Raw genomic sequence first — 21,039 nt, 5'->3', positions numbered from 1 at the left:
ACTGTGAGCTAATACTTAAACCAGCTTGATGCCGCTGTTTTTCAAAGGCACAGTGCGCAAGCGTTTGCCTGTGGCACGATAAATGGCATTGAGAACAGCTGGTGCAGCTACAGCAATCGTTGGCTCACCTACACCACCCCAGTCTTTGCCGCCACCCTGAATGATGATGGTTTCCACTTTTGGCATTTGAGATAGGCGGATGGAATTAAAGGTATCAAAGTTCTTCTGAACAACAGCACCCTTTTCAATCGTGATTTCCTCCTCGAATAAAGCGGAGAGACCGTAGACAAATGAACCAGATACTTGACGTGCAATTTGCGCAGGGTTTACTGCATAGCCTGGATCAGTAGCGGCAACAATACGATGAATCTTCACTTCATTGCCGTTAGTTACCGATAACTCACAAGCTGCTGCTACGTAACTACCAAAGGAACGCATTTGCGCAATGCCACGGTAAACACCTGGTTTGGCTGGCTTAGTCCAACCAATGCCATCAGCTACCGCATTGAGCACTGCTACTGCACGTGGGAAATTTTCCATATGCTTGCGACGGAACTCTACAGCATCCATACCAGTTGCTTCAGCCAACTCATCCATAAAGGTTTCAATAAAGATCGCATTTTGGTTTACGTTCACACCACGCCAAAATCCAGGTGGCACATGGGTGTTACGCATTGCATGATCGATATTTAAATTTGGGAAGCTATAAGTAATGCCATGCTCACCAGTAGGCTCCACCCCTTGGAATGCCAACGGATCTTTACCCTTGTTCGCAGCGACTACAGCTGGACGCACTGCAGCCAAGATAGACTGACCTGATAGGCGCATATTGACCGCTGTCACATTTTTCTTATCATCTATTGCGGCAGACATCTTGCACATCATGACCGGATGGTAGCGACCTTGTGTCATATCCTCTTCACGAGTCCAAATCAGCTTGATAGGAGTGCCCGGCATTTGCTTGGCAATATTGACCGCTTGTGTTGTGTAATCCTGGAAGGCTCCGCGGCGACCAAATCCACCGCCAAGGTTTACCTTGTAGACATTACATTTCTCTGCAGGAAGTCCAGATGCAGCAATTACCGCTGCTAACGAAGCTTCACCGTCTTGAGTTGGAACCCAAGCTTCACAAGAGTCAGTAGTCCACTTGGCAGTCGCTGTTTGCGGCTCCAGAGTGGCATGATTTAAGAATGGGTAGAAATAAGTAGCTTCTAATTTCTTAGAAGCGCCAGACATGGCTGCTTTGACATCACCATTGGTATTGTGAACAAAGGCATCATCAGCGTTCAAGCCCTCTTCCAACATCTTCTTAATAGAAGCACTGGATACATTGACGTTATCACCACTATCCCAAACGATATTCACTTGGTCTAAAGCGGTTTTAGCTTGCCAGAAGGTCTCTGCAACAACCGCTACCGCTGAGTCACCTACCTGAACTACCTTCTTAACGCCTTTCATACTTTGCGCTTTAGCTGCGTCGTAGCTCTTGACCTTGCCACCAAACACTGGAGACTCTTTAATGTTCGCCACCAACATGCCTGGCATCTTCAAGTCAATTGCGTAGACCTGTCGACCAGTCACCTTGTCAGAAACGCCGTCGATACGATTGACGGGCTTACCAATCAAGGTCCACTCTTTAGGATCCTTCAATGGCACGTCTTTTGGCACCTCCAACTGTGATGCCGCTACAGACACTTTACCGAAGGTTGTCTTTTTGCCAGATGGGGTATGAGTAATCACGCTATCTTTTGCTACGCATTCAGAAGCGGGCACATTCCATTGATTTGCTGCAGCCTGAATCAACATCATGCGCGCAGCAGCTCCGCCTTTACGCACATATTGCTCAGAAGTACGAATACCGCGACTACCACCAGTGGAGTAGCTACCCCATGCCAGCTTACGCTTTAAATTCTCACCAGGTGATGGATAGTCATAAGAAACTTTTTTCCAATCACATTGCAATTCTTCCGCAACCATCTGAGCTAAGCCAGTAATAGTGCCTTGACCCATTTCTGAGCGGACAATACGCACAACAACATCATCATTTGGCTTAACTACAACCCAGATACCAATTTCTGGGGTAGCTAATGGCGTCATGGCGGTGGTGCCAGTGCCCATGGCTGCATTTGCAGCAGACATAAAAGAAAGATCGAGGCCAATGGCTAAGCCAGTGGCAATTGCACTAGAGCCAATAACAAAGTGGCGACGGGAAGTATTTGTATTTGTAGTCATGTCTTTCCCCTTAAGCCTTGCTAGCCGCATGAATCGCTGCGCGAACTTGCTGGAATGTCCCACAGCGGCAGATGTTCGTTATGGACTCATCAATTTGCGCATCAGTGGGCTTTGGATTGTTTCTTAATAGGGCCGTTGTTGCCATCACCATGCCGGACTGGCAGTAACCACACTGAGGCACTTGGTTGTCTACCCACGCTTTTTGAACTTTGGATAGCTGACCACTCTTCTCTAGACTTTCAATCGTCTCAATTTTTTTACCTTCAGCAGCGCCTACAGGAATAGAGCAACTACGGATGGCCTGACCTTCAAATAACACTGTGCATGCACCACATTGACCCACTCCACATCCATACTTAGTGCCGGTTAAGCCGACCTGTTCGCGGATTACCCAAAGTAATGGGGTTTCTGGATCTACGTCCACCTTGTATTTTTTGCCATTGACATTCAATTCAGTCATGAGTGCTCTCCTATAAATTCTTTATTTGGTTTCAGGGGTAACTTTCTTACCCCTTTTTATCGTGTGCTTATATTAACTAAGAATTAATATATTGCAATGCAACATTTACCACGGGCGAGTAACTAGTTCGCCTGCCAATCGAGAATTAATTCTGAAAATAATACGGTTGCGTCTGTAATTTTGTCGACATAACAAAATTCGTCAGTTTGATGGGCCATCTCTGACTGGCCTGGCCCCAGGATTACCGTAGGTGGATTGCCGATAGCGGGCTTTAATGCTGATGCATCGGTAAAGTAAGACACGGTTTTCTCAACTGGGCGAACCCCATTAATCTTTTCACAAAAATCAAACACACTTGCCATCCAGGGATCTGTAGCAGGCGTGAACACCCCTGCAATATCAATAATGGTATCCAGACGAACAGCAGGACCTAGCGCCTTACATAAGCAGCCGTAAATATGTTGATGGCTTTGCCCTGCAACCGTACGAATATCCAGCGTCATTTCAGCTGCATCAGGAACCGAGTTGATATTGATGCCCGATTTAGCGGTCCCTACATTGAGGGTGCCCTGACCCATCAACTCATGTACAGGAGTATCGAAAGCAAATTTTTCTAGAGTTAATGCGGCCTTAGCCAGCTTATAAAACGCATTATCTCCACGCTCAGGCATCGAGCCATGCGCGGTAACACCATCGGTAGAGGCTTTCAACCAGTAGGCCCCTTTATGACCTAGCAAGGGCTCATTGGCTGTTGGCTCGGCCACAATAAAGCAACCAGCAGGGCCCAGAAAATCCAATATCTCCTGATTGGCCGCTAAATGAAATGCGCCTTCGCAGCCCGTCTCTTCTCCTGCCGTAATGATCATGCTGACACCAGCACCCTGCTTTGCGGAGTCAGCCATTTTCATAGCCGCAACAACAAAGGCAGCTACGCCACTCTTCATATCGCTAGAGCCGCGACCATAGAGCTTGCCATTCTCTATAACGCCGGCAAAGGGTTCATATTTCCAAGTACGAGCACCCAAAGGGACAACGTCTACATGCCCAGTAAAACAAATGCTTGGTTTTTGTTCGGAACAGGCGCCAATCTTGGCGACCAAGCTCATTCGATGCGGAGCAAATTCAATCTTGCGACATTCATAGCCAACGGACTCTAAAAGCCCGGCTAAATAGTTGCAAACTTGATCTTCATTGCCCGGGGGATTAATCGTATTGAAGCGAATGAGCTCTTGAGTTAATTCAATTGGATCAGGAATGCAATTAGTCATCTTCAGTTACCCAAAATAAGCTGCTTGCACTTCGGCATTCTCAGCCAATTCAGCAGCACTTCCCTTGGCTACCACTTGACCTTTGGTAATGACATACCCACGATGGGCAATTGCCAAGGTTTGTCGAACATTCTGCTCAACCAACAAGACTGTAGTTCCCATTTGATTGATTTCTTTAATGATCTTAAAGTTTTCTTTTACGAATAAAGGAGATAAACCCAATGAGGGCTCATCGAATATGAGCAACTCCGGAGAACTCATTAAGCTACGACTAATAGCCAGCATCGCCTGTTCACCACCGGACATGGTACCTGCCAGCTGATTAGAGCGCTCTGCAAGGCGCGGAAATAAATGCTTTACATGCTCACGACGCTCTTCAATGACCTTTTTGTCGGTCACCAAATAAGCTCCGGCGGATAGATTTTCATCCACCGTCATACGTGGAAACACGCGACGTCCTTCTGGAACGCATGCAATCCCCGCCTCAATAATGCGATGTGTTGGCAAATGGGCGATATCCACGCCATTAAAAATAATTTTTCCACGATTAGCTGGAGTCAACCCTAGGATGGAGCGAATTAAAGTGGATTTACCAGCCCCATTGGCACCTAGAATGCAGGTGATTTCACCCTTCTCGACTTTGATGGATACATCCTCTAATACATCAATCCGATCGTAAGCGGTATAGATGTGTTCAATCTCTAATAAGGCCATGATTATTCCTGCCCCAAATAAGCGACTTGCACTTCGCGATTATTCACAATCTCATCGTAAGTGCCCTCAGCAATCTTCTTGCCATAGTTCAGAACAATACAACGCTCAGTCATCCGTTGAATCAAACCCATTTCATGCTCAATCAGAATAATGGTGAATGGCTTAATCTTGCTGCGTACTTGCAAAATATCATCCATGACTTCAGCAGTCTCATCATGAGTCATGCCAGCTGAAGGCTCATCTAAAAGGAGTAAATCGGGTTGACTAATTAAGGCTCTGCAGATTTCAATACGGCGACGATCAATCATTGGCAAGCTTGCCACTGGCTCAAATATTTTGTCTGCTAACTTAGGATTAAAGGTAAGGAGCAATTGCCTTACCTGCTCAACTAGGCCATCGTATTCTTGCTTGAATTTCTCTCTTTGAAACAAATTAAAGAAAAGCCCAGTATTTAATCGACGGTTATCACCAATGGCGATGTTGTCAAAGACAGTCAGCGGCAAAGATAAGCGTGAGCGCTGAAAGGTGCGAGTAATCGCATGCAAATACACTTGCTGAGCAGTGGCATCAGTCAAATCCTCACCGCGGAATGAAACACTTCCTGAGCTTGCCCGATACAAACCGGTAATCACGTTAAAGAAAGTAGTTTTACCCGAGCCATTGGGGCCCAGCAAACCTAATACCTCGCCTTCATTCACATGAAGATCCAATGAATCTAATGCTGTCACGCCACCAAAACGCATGGTGAGTTTTTCTGCAACCAGAATCTGCTTCTTAGGTGATGTCAATGAATTCATTTCTCACCCCCCGCTTTGTTACCCGGGAAATACTCACGAATCCGCCTTGGCAATAAACCATCAGGACGGAATAGCAAGATCAAGATCACCACAATGGCATATAGCAAGAAACGATATTCCTGAATGAATTGAAGCTTCTCAGGAAGAATCACCACAATAGCTGCCGCAGGAATGATTCCCCATGGGTTACCAATACCACCCAAAATCACAATCGACACCAAAATTAAAGAGTCGGCAAAGGTAAAGTTATTAGGGGCAACGTAGGCAGTCATCATTCCATAGAGCGCTCCCGCCATACCAGCAATGAAGTTACCCAATGTAAATGCAACTACCTTCCAGTGCGCAATATTCACACCAAAAGTAGAAGCTGCAATTTCATCGGTGCGAACCATATCCATACTTAAGCCAATCCATGAGCGCTCTAGATTGCGGGTAATTCTGAAGCTAGCTATCAGCAGAATCAATGCGATCAGGAGATATGGAATGTAAAATGACAGCTCAAAACCACCAATGTCCAAACCATCCGATAAATTCCAGCCAAAAATAGTGAGCGGAGGGATCTTCAGACCCTGTGGACCACCCAAGGTATCGTTCACCTCTAAGAAGTTACGAAACAAGATACCAAAAGCAATGGTGACTAAGGCCGCATAGTGCCCGCGCGTTCTCAACACTGGGTAGATCAATATGCAACCAATCAAGGCAGAGAAACCCGCGGCAATAAATAGAACCAGCAAATGTGGGATTGCGGTATGCGTAGCTAGGATTGCTGCGGTATAGCTACCGATACCAAAAAATGCGGCGCCTGCAAAGTTCACAATACCGACATATCCAAATTGAATATTTAAACCCAGGCAAACAATGGAATAGATCAGCACTGTAGCGAGCATCAATAGCGCGAAGTGTGAATTGTGGAACACCAGCATGGTTATGAGCACACCTGCAATCGAAGCGTAAGCAGGAAACTGTGGATGCTCTCTTACGGCAATCGCAAGCTTATCCATCAAACCTAATTTTTTACCAACCAAACTGGTTACAAATGCGAGGATTACGAGAGCGCCAACTTCTAACTGGTTTTCAGATCCAAGCAACAGAATGCTGTAGACCAGGCAGGCAATGAAGGTAGATATTAATAACTTCATACTTAAACTCGCTCGCTGGATTTTTCAGAAATTAAGCCTGTTGGCTTTAATCCCATGATGATGATGATTACTGCAAATGCAAAAACGTCTTTGTACGCGCTGGGAACGCTCGGCATGATGGCTGGCAATAAAACAGCGCCAATGGTTTGGAGTCCCGCAAATAAGAATCCCCCCACAATCGCGCCATAGAAATTTCCTAACCCACCTACTACCGCAGCCGAGAAGCCGATCACACCTAGCAATAAACCCATACTGAAGTTGACTTCGTTGTAATACAGACCATTCATTAAGCCGGCGAGCGCAGCTAAAGCTGACCCCAGCATGAAAGTAATCAACACAATACGGTGAAAGTTAATGCCCATAATGCGCGCTGTTTCACTATCTTGCGCAACCGCCCGAATAGCTAAACCAATTTTGCTCTTGGTAATGAGGCGTTGGACAGCAACAATGGTTAACACTCCAGTAATAAGCAAGATGAGGCTGTCAGAGCGCAGAGTAAACTCACCCAGAGCGATGCCATCTACTGGCAATAATTTTGGGAAAGGTTTTGGGTTGGATCCATTGGGATAAAACAAACGAACCATTTCGCGTAGTGCGAGACCCAACATCAAAGTCACTAATAGAGTATTGATTGGGGGCGCTTTCTGCAAAGGCAGAATGAGATAGCGTGCAATGACTGCACCAAGAAAGGCTGCAACAGCCAGACTTACTACTATTAACACCAAAAGCTGTAGCCAAGGAGAGGTAAACGTCTCAGCTATACCAATATAGGCGGTGAGGCCAGCAAAGGCCCCCACCATAAGGATGTCACCGTGAGAGAACTTAATAACATCCAAAACACCGAAGTAGAGGGTAAATCCAACCGCCACGATTGCATAAATGACACCCAACATCAAACCATTGAGCAGGTACTGCAAAAAAATATCAAATGACATGCAAAATTACCCTCTTCTACTACGATTTCAATTACTGCCCTAACTTGCGCTGCTTTTTAGCATAGAGACTATCTTCCCAGAGAACCCATTTGCCATCTTGTGCAACATACTTAGAGATCAAAGGAACGATATTTTGACGATGATCATCAAAGCTCACTTTGCCAATAATCGTTTCTACGTTTTGGGTGTTGTTTAAGACTTCCATCACCTTCTTACGATTAGGGCCAGCCTTTTCAATTGCAGCCATGATCAAGTTAGTGGCGGTATAAGCAAAAGGGCCGTAGGCTTCAGGTGCATCTGGATATTTCTGCTGTGAATACTTGGCAATAAACTCAAGACCGCCAGGAAGTTTTTCCCAAGGTGCGCCTTCGATAAAAGACAAAGAGCCCTCAGACAATTTACCTAAGCCCTCGATATAAGCATCAGACTTGATGCCGGAAGTACCTTCGAATACTGCCTTAATGCCCAAGCGATCCATTTGTGTGCGGATACGAATACCAATAGGTGTGAGACCGCCAAAGTAAACCACCTCAGGATTCAGCTGCTTAATTTTGGTTAACTCAGCAGTGAAGTCTTGCTGGTCAGCAGTTACGCCAAAGGTGCCCAAGATCTGGCCGCCATTTTTGGTAAGGAACTGGGTGAAATACTTGTTGTGACCTTTGCCGTAATCGGTAGTGTCATGAATGATGACCCACTTCTTGTAGCCTAAACCAGTTAAGAATTTAGCGGCCACTTCATTTTGATTGATCATCGTGCCGTTAACGCGATGAATTTCTTTGTAGTCATTACCATAAGTGATTTCAGGGAGAACAGCGCCCCACACCATGACTGGCAAACCAAACTTATGATAAACATCAACAGTACTCATTGCCACTGCTGAGCAGTAATGGGTTACACCAGCAATAATGGAGCTGTCTGACGCTATTTTGGTAGCAACTTGTACGCCTACGTTAGGCTTGCACTCATCATCGGCAGTAACCAATTCATACTTATATTTTGCATTAGGGTCTTGGTTTTTCATACGCACCGCTAGATCAGCAGAGTTACGACCACCAATACCATTTGCAGAAACACCTCCGGTCAACGGCCCAATATAGGCAATCTTGACCGTGTCTTTAGCCGATACAGAAAAAGAAAGGCTGGAACACAAAGCAAGAAGCAAGCCAGATACGAGTGACTTCATGTTGAATCTCCTGTTTATTAATATGAACTGCTATTTTCAAACCAGTGTAGCAAGGTTTTACATACAAAATATTGACTGGGATCATCAGAGTATCCCCGCACAAGGTAAATTTAACTCGGGAAGTTATGGTGAAACCTCAGTAAAACTCCTTCTTTGGTGCCTTTGGCACTGAGATAGCTATAAGGGCACCATATTCACGCAGGCGGTAAGATAGATACATGATTTTTGGCCTCGTACAAATCCTCCTCTTTCAAAGTCTTGGCGAACTTGTTTCAAAGTTCCTTTTGCCGACGCTACCAGGCCCAGTCATTGGATTGGTTCTCTTGGTGCTGTGGCTTGTTTTACGCAAAGGGATTAATTCTGACTTAGCTATGGTGGGCGATGGCTTTAGTCAGTACCTTGGCTTACTGTTTGTTCCTGCAGCTGTTGGCGTGGTACTTTTCTTGCCCCAACTCAAGGCAAATGCATTAGCCATTATTAGCGCCCTCATTGGTAGCGTAATTCTCACCATTGCCTCTAGTGCGTTTGTCGCACGTTTATTAAGCAAGAAAGAATCTCATGAGTGAAAAGCACTCCATCGTCGAGATTTGGGTTTACTTATCGGGTAGCCCGCTTTTTGCCTTATTCATCACCCTGGCGGCTTATCAAATTGGACTCAGCATCTATAAAGCCAGTCATCAGAACCCGCTAGCCAATCCAGTAGCTATTGCCATCCTGATTGTGGCAAGCACGATTCAATTTATTGAAATGCCCTACTCCACTTATTTTGAAGGCGCGCAATTTATTCACTTCTTATTAGGTTCTGCGACAGTATCTTTAGCCATCCCCATCTATAGAGGGTTAAACAGTCTTAAAGGCAGATCACTCCCTCTAATAGCTTCGCTATGCACGGGCGGACTAGTATCAATTATTAGTGCCGTAGGTATTGCCACTATGCTTGGAGCGGATGCGAGCATCACTGGGGCCATGTATCCCAAATCAGTCACTGCTCCAATTGCTATGGGCATTGCCGAGCGGATTGGGGTCTCACCCACTCTAACGGCCATCTTTGCAGTCAGCACCGGAATACTCGGGGCTATTTTGGCGCCCTTTGTTTTGAATGCATTGGGTATGAAAGCATGGTGGCAAAGAGGTTTTGCTATTGGTATTGGCGCTCATGGCATCGGCACATCACGTGCGTTTAGCATTCACCCTGAAGCGGGAACATACGCCAGCTTAGCGATGGGAATGAACGGCGTGGTGAGTGCCGTTGCCATTCCTATCATTTATCACCTGTTTAATAAGTGATTATTTAATTTACTTATTTAATTTGCATAGCTACATCAATAGCATCACCTAAAGCGCTACACATAAATTCCAGCTCTTCTGGTTTTGAGATAAACGGAGGCCCTACGGCGATCGCATCGCCCGCTACCCTAACAAGCGTGCCTCTCTCAATACAAGCTTCCAGCACTTTCATAGCGCGCAGACCAGGCTTTCCAGGAACGGGGTCAAGCTCAACAGCGCCTGATAACCCAAAGTTACGGATATCCAAAATACCTGACTTGCCTTTTAATGCATGCAATCCACTCTCAAGAACTGGCTCAAGCGCTTTAGCCCGATTAACTAAATCATCAGACTCAAAGATATCGAGTACTGCGTGGCCAGCAGCTGCTGGAATCGGATGGCCCGAATAGGTGTAGCCATGGAAGAATTCAATAGCCTGCTCTTGACCACCATTGGCAATGATGTTGTCGTAAATATCTCCACGCACAATCACGCCACCCAAGGGAATTACGCCGTTAGTAATTCCCTTGGCAAAGGTAATCATGTCTGGAGTGACACCAAATCGATCGGCGCCGAAGTTTGCGCCCAAACGACCAAAGCCGGTAATCACCTCATCAAAGATCAGCAAAATACCGTGCTTTGTACAAATCTCACGAATCTTTTGTAAGTAACCATCAGGCGGCACTATGACTCCAGTTGATCCCTGCACAGGCTCCATGATCACAGCGGCAATCGTATTGGCATCATGAAGAGCAACAATCTTTTCCAACTCTTCCGCCAAATGAGCGCCCCACTTTGGCTGCCCTCTTGAGAAAGCCATCTGCGAAAGATTTAACGTATGCGGCAAATGATCTACACCGGGCATCATCATGCTGGCAAACATTTTGCGATTGGCGACCATGCCGCCTACGGATATACCTGCAATACCAACACCGTGATAAGCGCGATCTCGACCAATCAGCCGAATACGAGATGCATTGCCCATCACTCGGTGATAACCAATCGCAATTTTCAATGCGGTATCAACTGCCTCGGAACCGGAATTGGTGAAAAATACTTTATCCAACCCCTCTGGCGCCATCTTCGCAATTCGACTAGCCAAGCTAAAGGTAGTTTCGCTGGCCATCTGAAACGCAGGGCAATAATCCATGGTTTCAAACTGTTTTTGAATGGCTGCACCAATACGTGGATCAGCATGCCCCAATGGGGAGCACCACAGCCCAGATAAACCATCAAAAAGCTTACGACCCTGATCATCAAAGTAGTAAGCTCCCTTGGCTGACTGCATGATCTTCGGATGATGCTGGAAGTAGCGGTTAGGTGTGAAGGGCAGCCAATAAGCTGACATATCAATCCCGCCAGTTGTTTTATTCAATGTTGTCATGCGTCTCTCTTATTTGATCTTTTTAAAACTAGATTCTGAATTTCCAATACTATATTACTCATCTCACTATCGGATCATTAAATGCACTATTTCAAATCTCTCATCCTTGGCTCCTTAGGACTATTGACCTTAAGTAACTCAGTTATTGCCGCCCCTGATACAGATTGGCCTAAAAAACCGATTGTTGCGATTGTGTCCTTTCCTGCAGGCGGATCTACTGATATCTTTGCGCGTAGCGTGACGGCCCCATTGGCAGAAGCATTGGGTCAAGCCATCGTCGTCGAGAACAAGCCGGGCGCAGGCGGAATGATTGGTCTACAAGCCGGTGCTAAAGCGGCTCCTGATGGCTACACTATCAACATTAGTGCGCTGACAAATCAATCGATTTCTTCAGCCCTATTTAAAAACCCTCCAGCTGACTTACAGAAAGATTTTGTTCCCGTTGCATTAATCGGAACAATTCCCCACTTAATCGTGGTGAATCCGTCCGTACCAGCCAAAAATCTTCCAGAACTCATTGCCTTTATTAAATCTAAAAAGGGTGACTTTAATTACGCATCCCAAGGTAATGGCAGTCTCTCCCACCTAGAGTCCACTTTGTTTATGCAGCGTATTGGGGCAACAGGCACTCATATCCCTTACAAAGGTAGTAGCTTTGCTTTGCCTGATTTGATTGCAGGCAACACCCTCATGATGTTTGACAGCGTGACTGCTTCATTGCCCCACATTCAGAGTGGCAAGCTGCGCCCGATTGCCATTGCTGCCGCAGAACGTTCCCCTCTGATGCCCAATGTCCCAACTCTAGGGCAAGATGGCATGAAGCAATTTGATGTAGAAAACTTTTATGCAGTTTATGTTCCCAAAGGAACATCTCCAAATATTATTGCCAAGCTTGAGCGGGAGATACGGAAGATTTTGACTAATCCTGATTTCAAAGCACGTATGGCAGCTCAAGGTATTCACCCCCAGTTTGCAAACTCCGAGAAATTGGGTGAAATTACGGCAAGTGAAGCCAGCAAATGGGAGAAGGTAGTAAAGTCAGCGAATGTTAAAGTTGATTAAGTCGTTAAATAGATAAGCCCTTATGTTGATATCCCCTCCTTTTGGTAGTCGCGCCCCTGTTCTAGCTAAAAATACCGTTGCGAGCTCTCAACCGCTTGCTACTCAAGCTGGTATTGAAGCCCTGCAAAACGGTGGCAATGCTGTTGATGCGGCACTTGCAACTGCAATCACACTGACTGTAGTTGAACCTACGATGAATGGCATAGGTGGGGATGGTTTTGCAATTCTCTGGGATGGCAAAAAGATACACGGCTTAAATGCTTCTGGTCGCGCTCCCGCTGCTTGGAAGCCAGAGTATTTTGCTGGTAAATCTGCGATGGATCTCATTGGCTGGAATACGGTCACGGTCCCGGGCATGGTTGCGGGTTGGATCGAGCTCTCTAGAAAGTTTGGCAAGTTGCCCTTTGCGCAATTATTTAAACGTGCAATCGATTATGCGGAAAATGGTTTTCCGGTTTCACCTGTTATCGCTCGTCAGTGGCGCGAAGCCATTCCAATCCTTAAAAACCAACCTGGTTTTGTAGAGTCATTTTTAATTGATGGTAAAGCGCCTCAAGCTGGTCAAATCTGGAAATATCCAGCACAAGCCAAAACCTTAAAAGAAATTGCCGCTACAGAAGGTGAATCTTTTTATAAAGGTCCTCTTGCACAAAGCATGGTGGACTTTGCTCAAGCTACTGGTGGTTGTTTCACCATGCAAGACTTCGCCGATAACCAGCCGGAGTGGGTTGAGCCTTTAGCCTTCGATTACGGTGACTACACCCTCCACGAAATTCCACCGAATGGCTCAGGAATTGCCGCTCAAATTGCCTTAGGCATTTTGCAAGCAGCAAATGCAAAGCAATACCCCGCTAATTCAGCACAACGCATTCACTTACAAATTGAAGCGATGCGGATGGCCTTTGCAGATGTTTATGCTTATGTTTCCGATGCACGCTCTATGCAAATGCCAGTAAGCTCTCTATTAAACAGAGATTACCTGGCAAGTCGTGCAGCCATAATTGATCACAACAAAGCCGGTAGCTATGGTCCTGGAGATCCACATTCAGGCGGCACTGTTTACTTATGCGCTGCCGATGAATCCGGCATGATGATCTCGTATATTCAATCGAACTTCAAAGGCTTTGGTTCTGGGGTAGTTGCCCCAGGTGGCATTGCCTTTCATAATCGTGGCATGAGCTTCAGATTAGAGGATGGACATCCTAATCAAGTTGGACCTGGCAAGCAGCCCTTCCACACCATCCTTCCGGCCTTCCTTACTAAGGACGGCAAACCTACTATGGCATTTGGTGTCATGGGTGGCAATATGCAGCCGCAGGGCCATATTCAGTTTGTGATGCGCTTTGTAGATGAATACCTAAACCCACAAGCCTGCTCTGATGCGCCGCGTTGGCGCATCGATGATGTGGGCAAGCTAACCGTTGAGGCAGCAATGCCCCAAAGCGTGGTTGATGAATTAAAAGCGCTGGGCCATGACGTTGCCGTTCAGCCTGCAAACAGCCTGGACTTTGGCAGCGCACAAGCAATTGCTAAATTGAACGAAGAGACTCTTTCTGCTTATGTTGCTGGCAGTGATCATCGCAGGGATGGATTAGCAGCTGGATTCTAATTATCTAGAATTCGGCAAGCAATTCATATAGAAGCGCTTGATCTCTTGATCGCAACTCACATCTCTGGGCTCAATCGGTCTTTGTAGAGAAATACCTTCTATCGTTTTGCAACGGCTTAGGGCAACGTAGACTTGTCCTGAGGCAAAAGCTCCTGAGGAGAGGTCAACCTTAACCTTATCGAGCGTCTTGCCCTGGCTCTTATGAATCGTTACAGCCCATGCCAGCATGAGCGGTATCTGAACATAAGTGCCGATGATGCTAGGAGATATCTTTCCTGACATCATGTCGTGATCGTAGCGATAAGATTCCCACTGATGACCCGTGACCTCAACAGTGTTTGAGTACGGTCCATTCTGAACCATGACCTTCACCTTATCTGCCAGCATTTCACGTACCACCCCAATGGTGCCATTGACCCATCGCTTCGGAAACCCTGGATCCGTTGCAGTGAACATGACCTTGGCCCCAACCTTGAGCACTAAATTATTAGGTGATGGCAAGTTGCGCTCATCAATATTAAATTTTCCGGTTGAGCTGCCAGAGTAGACTTTACCCTCAGCAGTAATGGCACGTAAGCCGGCACCATTGATTTGATCGGCTCGGGCATTGGTAGTGGTTAGAGTAATAGTCTGCTCATCTAGCTCCACATCCTTTTTGAAGCACTGAGCATTGAGTGTGTCGATTGCTTCTTCTATATCCTGATTGATTCGGATGCGATTTAATAAGCCAGCAAAGTGCTCGTCTTTTTGACGGAAGATCTTGGAGAGCTCCACCATCGTGACATCTTTACGATGCAAGGCCATTGCGCAAAAGAAATAAGGCCCCTCATATCCTCTTTCGGACAAAACTTGCATATCGGAACTAGAAACCACTGGTGGCAGCTGAAACAGATCTCCCACAAACATCACCTGAATGCCGCCAAAGGGTTTGCCTTTTTGTGGGCCATTCTCGCGCAGAAATAAATCCATCGCATCCACCACATCGGCACGCACCATCGAGATCTCATCAATGATGAGTAGGCGGATATCTTTATAAAGACGTTTATCACGCAGCGGCTTGATATCTTCTTCTGGAAAAATTAAGCGTGGGGGCAATCTAAAGAAGGAGTGGATCGTTACTCCTTTAACCTGCAGAGCCGCAACACCTGTTGGTGCAACTACCACGACATTTCCAGGTATGGTTTCTCGCAGATAGCCAATTAAGGTGGTTTTACCAGTGCCCGCTTTACCGCTAACAAAAATATAAGGATCGTGACGCTCAATAGCCTCAATTACCGCCTGGTAATCGGGAGTAATTTCAATATCGGAAGAATCTACAGCAGGATTAGTCATTCCCTATTGTTTCACGGCATCGGCAACACAGCGAAATCCGATATAAACCACAGCAATATCGCCAGGTTTGGACTCCACATCAGATTCTTGCTGCCGCTCTGGACCGTACCACCATGAAGCACCACGAGTGATGTAGCCTCCATTACGCTCTGTAGCCGTCCACTCCCATACATTGCCACCCATATCGAACAAGCCATTCACGCCAGGTTTGGTTGAGCCAGCGATAACGTGCCCTGTACCTCGATTCAGGGCCCCGGCAGGAGCAAGACCCTTGTAATCACCACAACCACTGAGGCAGTGAGATACCGCTGGGGTGCTACCGCCCGGATAGGGGTAACGCTGACCCTTTACGTATCCAACAGGAGGATTAGCCCTTTGCTCTAAGAATGCGGTACTAGTCCACTCAACATCTGTCGGTAAACGTTTACCGTAATAGCGGCAGATAGCTTCAGCCTCTTTTTGATTAAGATGCGCCGCTGGCTCAGCATCTTTTGCAGGAACGCCGTAGGGAGTTTTCCATGTCCAATCTGGCTTTTGAACAAAGCCAGCTTCATAAGATAAGCCGCCACCCTTCTGCTCTGCTGCACTCACAAAACCCGTTGATGATGCGTAAGTCTTCACGTCAGCAATATTCATCTCGGTTTGATCCCAGATCAAGTTTCCAATTTGCACCGTAGGAATGGTCGAAATGGGTGCGCTTTGAATTGGATTTGATCCAATTAATATGGACAAAACCCCAAGGCTGATCGATGGAATTAAAATAATTTTGCGGATATTAAATTTTTTCATAAACAATCATTTTTCCCAATGTATTTTGTGCTTAAGCTTGCTTAAGAATACAAACGTTATTCGTCGCAAGCGTCACGCGGAAAAATTAAGCCTCATGAAATATCTTTGAAAACTGCCTGAATAACCTTCTCACCAAAGATTTCAATAGCGTTTCGGCCGCTGGATTTAGCTTCATACATGGCCATATCGGCATTGTTCATCAAATCGGTCTCGTTTGATCCATGGTCTGGATATAAGGCCACCCCAATACTTGCACTTGTATTTACAGTATTGCCATCAGCAATAATCGGCATTATGAGGGAGGATCGAATTTTTTCAGCAACCATCAAGGCATTCTTCTCGTCACCAACACCTGGCAAGAGCACAATAAACTCATCCCCGCCGAGACGAGCCACAGTATCAGTATCTCGCAGACAGTCTCGTATTCTTTCTGCCACTTCCATAAGAACTGCATCACCCGCAAGATGGCCATAGACATCATTAATCGTTTTAAGATTGTCTAAATCAATAAAAAGTAGCGCTAATTTAGTTTGGTTGCGCTTGCAATTGGCCAATGAATACGAAAGACGATCAGAGAATAAAGTCCTATTGGGTAATCTTGTAAGAACATCATGATGTGCGCGATATTGGTTTTCAGCATTACGCCTATAAGTCCTCAGAAGAAAATAGGTTCCAACAAATAAAATAATGATGCTCAAAACGGTGGCAATTAAGCCGCCAGTCGCATTCTTATGCCAATTAGCCAAATACAAGGATTCAGGCACAACCGTACCCACCACAAAAGGATAGCCAGAAACCTTACGATAAGAAATCATGCGCTCGACAGGGGACGTGTTTTGCCGAGTAAAGCCGGTCATGGATGTAAAGATCACGCCATTACCTTCTGCGGCAGCAGCCAAAGATTGCTCAATCAAGCTATTGGTGTTGACACGACCAATCAGATCTTCAACTAGAGGCCAACGGGTTATTAAGGTCTTGTCTTTGCGATAAAGAGTTATCGCTGCACCATCACCCAAATTGGCACCTAATCTCTCGTACAAAGAGGAGAAAACCTCTACAGAGACACCCACCAAAATCACCCCGAGAAACTCATCGTTTGCACCATTGACACGCCTGGCTAAATAAAAAACCCATTTACCGTTACCCTTATTTTGCACGGGGGTGCTATAGAACGTTTCAAGATCATTGTGATTTTTCAGGTAAACAAAATAGTCACGATCAGCCAGATTAATTTCGGGAGCGGGATAGGAGCGGGAGAAATTAAGCACTCTACCGTCATTAGCCACAAAAGTGGTGACATCTAAAATGGAATTAGATTTTGTCTTTTCCTGCAACAGCTCAAATTGATTTTTATTGGAAGCAAACTTACGATAGCTGCTCTCATCTTCAATTTTCGCTGCATAAAACACATCATCAATACTATTTAAAACGGTATTGGCTGAAAAAATAATCTGCGAAGTGTGCTCGGCCAATATTAATGTCAAGGCGGAGAGTTGATCTGCACGATCTTCTGTTGTATTGCGTCGTAGCAAATATCCAGAAATTACCGCATTGATAATAAAGATGATCGCCAAAATAATGGAAGCACCCAAAATGAGGCGAGAGTTACGGCGAACATTAGAGCTAGGCTCAAAACTAATTGTCATTTCGAGTCACCTTATAGCCCAGAGATCCAATGAGGGGTGCGTCTATAAACAACCCTAATTGAGCGCGATCGTCATCCCGATTGGCCAAGAATCGGGCCATTAAGCCTGCCAGAACGATGAATGTTGCAAAGTAAAGTGTTTGGTTTGCTAACTGCATGAAATATTTAAATAAATTGGGCTAATTAAGTGCTGGTAATTCATAATGTACCCTATTATTAAGTTTTACAAATCATAATCAATTGCCAGCATATTGCTCATCTAAATTCAATCATTCTATGGCTTGGCATACCCTTCTTCGACTTTGGCTTTTGAGCTTTGCTCTGATGCTGAACTCTCCAGTAAGCGCTTTTAGCGGTGAAGATTGGGCTCAATTTAAAACCGCATTTATTGAAAATGGCCGGGTAGTAGATAGCGGTCAAAATGGTATCAGCCATACCGAAGGTCAGGGGATGGCATTGCTGCTTGCAGTACAAAATAATGACCCAGCAACCTTTGCTCAAATCTGGACTTGGACCCAACACAATCTCCAAGTTCGTGACGATAAATTGTTTGCCTGGAGCTGGTCTCCCAAGGAAGGCATTAATGATACGAATAATGCCAGCGATGGCGATTTATTTATTGCCTGGGCTCTATCACGGGCGTATCGCAAATGGAATGAGCCGAGTTATTTATTTGCAGCCATACAGGTCAGTCAATCTATTAGGGCAACGCTCTTACGTAAAACGAGCAAGGGCACTGTTTTACTTCCTGGAGCCATGGGCTTTGAAAAACCAGAAGGCTTAAAACTCAACCTCTCCTACTGGATCTTCCCTGCAATTGCCAATCTATCTGCGCTCGATCCGGCTCCAGAATGGGAGGAATTAAGGATTAGTGGCTTAAAACTAATAGAAGAGGCTAGATTTGGCAAATGGCAGTTGCCATCAAATTGGATCAAATTAGAGGGTGAGAAGCTAGGCCCTGTAGATGGCGAGCAATTTGGATATGACGCAGTGCGCATCCCCCTCTATTTAATCTGGGGGCAACAGGCAGCTCCCTCCTCTATAAAGCCCTTTCAAAACTTCTGGGGCTCTTTTACCGGAAAACCGCTACTACCGGCTTGGGTAAACGTGATTTCTGGCGATATGGCGACCTACAATGCGTCTGCAGGCTTTTATAGTGTTGCCGCCATCACACTTGCTTATCCCAATATAGATTCAGCCCCATTGCCCAGCTTTAATCCTGACCAAGGCTATTACTCTTCTATGCTTTCTTTATTTACCAAAATGGCTCTCGAGGATCTGAAAAAGTAATATGGGAATTTGGAATTTCTATTTCATTATCAAAATAATCCTGTTTTATACAGGCTACATTCATTTTCATTTTTTTGTTAATGCCGCCTTTGCTCTTGGTCTGATTTTCTCCCATGCCAATCCGACATTGCTGCGAATTCGCAAATGGATAGCATTACCTATTGCTATCGTTATTCTGTATTTTGATAGCCCTCTCCCGCCCCTCCGAAATATCATCCCCAAAATTAGTCAGTTGCTCGATTTTAGTTTTCAGTACTACTTAGAGCTCTTGACTCGAATTTTGGATTGGCGAGTAATCGCTATCTTGCTGGGACTCTATATTGTTTACTTCCTGCTTTCTAAGAAGCTGAGAATGACAACCATTGCTTCTTTAGCAATCTTAAGCACCTTACTTCCACTGGGAGCAAATATGGCTCCCCTAGCCTATGATTCTGATGGTCAAGTCATTGGCCTCCCTAGCGATACAGAGCTAACAGAATCCCTTGATGGCTTCTTTATTGAAGAATCATCTCGCACTGCCTTCAACCGCTCACAAAAGGCTAGGAGTGTTCCGTTTGATGTCTTGGTGATTAATGTCTGCTCCCTAGCTTGGGATGACCTTAATTACATCAAAGAAGATAACAATCCGCTTTTCCAGCGCTTCCATTACTTGTTTACCAACTTTAATTCGGCCTCTTCCTATAGTGGGCCGTCGATTATTCGCCTCTTGCGCAGTAGCCGCGGACAGCAAGACCAGCGGGATTTATACAAACCGGCTGTTGAAGATTCTCTAATATTTAATAACCTCAATAAAACTGGCTACCAAGTACAACTAGCTTTGAATCATGATGGTAAATATGGCGATCTTCTAAAGGAAATCCGCAATGAAGGTGGCATGTCTGCTCCGCTATTTGATAACACCCAAGCCACCCCTTATTTAAGAGGTTTTGATGGATCACAGATTTACGACGACTACTCCGTATTATCCAATTGGTGGGATGCCCGTATGAAGTCACCAAATGAACGGGTTGCGCTCTTTTACAACACGATCTCATTGCATGATGGCAATCGCGCCTTGGATGGTAGCAAGCTAGAGAATAGTGTTGAGACTTACTCTCGCAGAGCGCGTAAATTATTGAGTGATATTGATCGCTTTTATACCAAGGTCAATAACTCTGGCCGACAAGTAGTCATTGTGTTCATTCCTGAGCATGGCGCAGCAATTCGTAGAAACAAAAATGAGATCGTAGGCATGCGCGAAATTCCAAGCCCTAACGTAACCAATATTCCCGTGGGTATCATGTTCACTAGCAAAGTAGAGGCCCCAGTAAAGACCAACATCATCAAGCAACCAACTAGCTATCTTGCTACTTCTGATCTCATCTCCAAGTTTGTCGGTAAAGCTCCTTTTGGTACGGCTGCCCCTGCACCTGAATCCTACTTAATAAATATTCCTAGTACGCGTTTTGTTGCTGAGAATGAAGATTCTGTCATCATGAAGTTTGGAGCCTCGTACTACTTCCGCTCCAACGATATCAACTGGAATTTATTCGAAACCAATAATTAGGGTTTTGATTTAACTTGAGATTCCGACCACAGCGCTGGCACATCTACCACCCTATCAGAGCTCACCGTATTGCCGAGCGCATCCAAGTAAACAACCTCGCCATTGATCTGAATGGGAGCTTTTTCTTGAGCAATCTTTCGAACCACCTCTAAGTTGGCTTTGATGTCTGGGCTGTGGGGATTTAATCGATACGCCCTCTCCAACAGTATGACAGCGGTAGAGATATCTTGATCCTTCAACGCATAAAGCGCCCGCTCATTGAGCTCCCCAGGCAGATAAGGATCAAACTCAGGGGCGCTATTTAAGGATTGAGCGCTCAATATTGAACAGGCAAATAAACCCATCACCAGAAACAAGAAAGAGCTTGGGGTACGTTTATTCATTCTCT

Annotated in this window: 20 protein-coding genes; 6 read left to right on the top strand and 14 right to left on the bottom strand. The window is 45.5% G+C overall.

Annotation, left to right across the window (positions count from 1 at the left end):
* Positions 1 to 15 precede the first annotated feature (15 nt).
* The 8 genes from ICN39_RS08265 to ICN39_RS08230 all read right to left on the bottom strand — a co-directional run bounded on the left by ICN39_RS08265 (position 16) and on the right by ICN39_RS08230 (position 8,728).
* Positions 16 to 2,232: a xanthine dehydrogenase family protein molybdopterin-binding subunit gene (locus ICN39_RS08265; RefSeq protein WP_216233578.1), complete on the bottom strand. Its 2,217-nt coding sequence runs from the start codon at positions 2,230 to 2,232 to the stop codon at positions 16 to 18.
* Positions 2,233 to 2,242: 10 nt separating this feature from the next.
* Positions 2,243 to 2,692 (bottom strand): (2Fe-2S)-binding protein, encoded by a 450-nt coding sequence (locus ICN39_RS08260; protein WP_216233577.1) that lies wholly within the window; start codon positions 2,690 to 2,692, stop codon positions 2,243 to 2,245.
* Positions 2,693 to 2,814: 122 nt separating this feature from the next.
* Positions 2,815 to 3,960: a M20 family metallopeptidase gene (locus tag ICN39_RS08255; RefSeq protein ID WP_216233576.1), complete on the bottom strand. Its 1,146-nt coding sequence runs from the start codon at positions 3,958 to 3,960 to the stop codon at positions 2,815 to 2,817.
* Between the two features lie 6 nt (positions 3,961 to 3,966).
* The gene (locus ICN39_RS08250; protein ID WP_072583534.1) at positions 3,967 to 4,674 is read right to left on the bottom strand and encodes an ABC transporter ATP-binding protein; all 708 of its coding nucleotides are present in this window, start codon (positions 4,672 to 4,674) and stop codon (positions 3,967 to 3,969) included.
* A 2-nt stretch (positions 4,675 to 4,676) separates the two neighbouring features.
* Complete coding sequence (locus ICN39_RS08245; RefSeq protein ID WP_216233575.1) at positions 4,677 to 5,471, bottom strand: ABC transporter ATP-binding protein; 795 nt, start codon at positions 5,469 to 5,471, stop codon at positions 4,677 to 4,679.
* Positions 5,468 to 6,610 (bottom strand): branched-chain amino acid ABC transporter permease, encoded by a 1,143-nt coding sequence (locus ICN39_RS08240; RefSeq protein ID WP_216233574.1) that lies wholly within the window; start codon positions 6,608 to 6,610, stop codon positions 5,468 to 5,470. The genes ICN39_RS08245 and ICN39_RS08240 overlap by 4 nt, the downstream gene beginning before the upstream one ends.
* A 2-nt stretch (positions 6,611 to 6,612) precedes the next feature.
* Entirely contained in the window at positions 6,613 to 7,545 is a 933-nt protein-coding gene (locus ICN39_RS08235) for a branched-chain amino acid ABC transporter permease (protein ID WP_216233573.1), read from the bottom strand.
* Between the two features lie 31 nt (positions 7,546 to 7,576).
* Entirely contained in the window at positions 7,577 to 8,728 is a 1,152-nt protein-coding gene (locus ICN39_RS08230) for a branched-chain amino acid ABC transporter substrate-binding protein (RefSeq protein WP_216233572.1), read from the bottom strand.
* 218 nt (positions 8,729 to 8,946) lie between these two features.
* Between ICN39_RS08230 and ICN39_RS08225 the strand changes: the two genes are divergently transcribed.
* Together ICN39_RS08225 and ICN39_RS08220 are read left to right on the top strand one after the other, a co-directional pair.
* On the top strand, positions 8,947 to 9,294 hold the full coding sequence (locus ICN39_RS08225) for a CidA/LrgA family protein (protein WP_216233571.1): 348 nt from the start codon (positions 8,947 to 8,949) through the stop codon (positions 9,292 to 9,294).
* Positions 9,287 to 10,015, top strand: a complete 729-nt coding sequence (locus ICN39_RS08220; RefSeq protein WP_216233570.1) for an LrgB family protein — start codon at positions 9,287 to 9,289, stop codon at positions 10,013 to 10,015. Before ICN39_RS08225 ends, ICN39_RS08220 begins: the two co-directional genes overlap by 8 nt.
* Before the next feature lie 13 nt (positions 10,016 to 10,028).
* Here the strand turns inward: ICN39_RS08220 and ICN39_RS08215 are convergent, their stop codons facing one another.
* Positions 10,029 to 11,378, bottom strand: a complete 1,350-nt coding sequence (locus ICN39_RS08215) for an aspartate aminotransferase family protein (protein ID WP_216233569.1) — start codon at positions 11,376 to 11,378, stop codon at positions 10,029 to 10,031.
* An 81-nt stretch (positions 11,379 to 11,459) separates the two neighbouring features.
* Here ICN39_RS08215 and ICN39_RS08210 point away from each other — a divergent pair, with 81 nt between their 5' ends.
* Together ICN39_RS08210 and ICN39_RS08205 are read left to right on the top strand one after the other, a co-directional pair.
* Positions 11,460 to 12,440: a tripartite tricarboxylate transporter substrate binding protein gene (locus ICN39_RS08210; RefSeq protein WP_216233568.1), complete on the top strand. Its 981-nt coding sequence runs from the start codon at positions 11,460 to 11,462 to the stop codon at positions 12,438 to 12,440.
* Between the two features lie 22 nt (positions 12,441 to 12,462).
* Positions 12,463 to 14,049, top strand: coding sequence for a gamma-glutamyltransferase family protein (locus ICN39_RS08205; RefSeq protein ID WP_216233567.1), 1,587 nt, complete (start codon positions 12,463 to 12,465; stop codon positions 14,047 to 14,049).
* Here ICN39_RS08205 and ICN39_RS11225 read toward each other — a convergent pair whose 3' ends face one another.
* From ICN39_RS11225 to ICN39_RS08185, 4 genes are all read right to left on the bottom strand, one after another.
* Positions 14,050 to 15,381 carry an ATP-dependent RecD-like DNA helicase gene (locus ICN39_RS11225; protein ID WP_216233566.1) on the bottom strand — a complete coding sequence of 444 codons (1,332 nt, stop codon included), beginning with the start codon at positions 15,379 to 15,381 and terminating at the stop codon, positions 14,050 to 14,052.
* A 3-nt stretch (positions 15,382 to 15,384) separates the two neighbouring features.
* The gene (locus ICN39_RS08195; protein WP_216233565.1) at positions 15,385 to 16,170 is read right to left on the bottom strand and encodes an SUMF1/EgtB/PvdO family nonheme iron enzyme; all 786 of its coding nucleotides are present in this window, start codon (positions 16,168 to 16,170) and stop codon (positions 15,385 to 15,387) included.
* A gap of 92 nt (positions 16,171 to 16,262) precedes the next feature.
* Positions 16,263 to 17,816 carry a diguanylate cyclase domain-containing protein gene (locus tag ICN39_RS08190; RefSeq protein ID WP_216233564.1) on the bottom strand — a complete coding sequence of 518 codons (1,554 nt, stop codon included), beginning with the start codon at positions 17,814 to 17,816 and terminating at the stop codon, positions 16,263 to 16,265.
* On the bottom strand, positions 17,806 to 17,973 hold the full coding sequence (locus tag ICN39_RS08185) for a hypothetical protein (protein WP_216233563.1): 168 nt from the start codon (positions 17,971 to 17,973) through the stop codon (positions 17,806 to 17,808). The genes ICN39_RS08190 and ICN39_RS08185 overlap by 11 nt, the downstream gene beginning before the upstream one ends.
* Positions 17,974 to 18,139: 166 nt before the next feature.
* Between ICN39_RS08185 and ICN39_RS08180 the strand changes: the two genes are divergently transcribed.
* Together ICN39_RS08180 and bcsG are read left to right on the top strand one after the other, a co-directional pair.
* On the top strand, positions 18,140 to 19,105 hold the full coding sequence (locus tag ICN39_RS08180; protein ID WP_216233562.1) for a glycosyl hydrolase family 8: 966 nt from the start codon (positions 18,140 to 18,142) through the stop codon (positions 19,103 to 19,105).
* A gap of 1 nt (position 19,106) precedes the next feature.
* The gene (gene bcsG / locus ICN39_RS08175) at positions 19,107 to 20,651 is read left to right on the top strand and encodes a cellulose biosynthesis protein BcsG (protein WP_216233561.1); all 1,545 of its coding nucleotides are present in this window, start codon (positions 19,107 to 19,109) and stop codon (positions 20,649 to 20,651) included.
* On the opposite strand, the gene ICN39_RS08170 is transcribed toward bcsG, so the two are convergent.
* Entirely contained in the window at positions 20,648 to 21,034 is a 387-nt protein-coding gene (locus ICN39_RS08170) for a tetratricopeptide repeat protein (protein ID WP_216233560.1), read from the bottom strand. The two genes, bcsG and ICN39_RS08170, sit on opposite strands and share 4 nt — an antisense overlap.
* Between the last annotated feature and the right edge of the window lie 5 nt (positions 21,035 to 21,039).

Origin of the sequence: Polynucleobacter sp. AP-Reno-20A-A9, assembly GCF_018882085.1 — a bacterium.
Classification (GTDB): domain Bacteria; phylum Pseudomonadota; class Gammaproteobacteria; order Burkholderiales; family Burkholderiaceae; genus Polynucleobacter.
The sequence above is the reverse complement of the archived record's forward strand: the minus strand, read 5'-3'. Positions and strand labels throughout refer to the sequence as shown.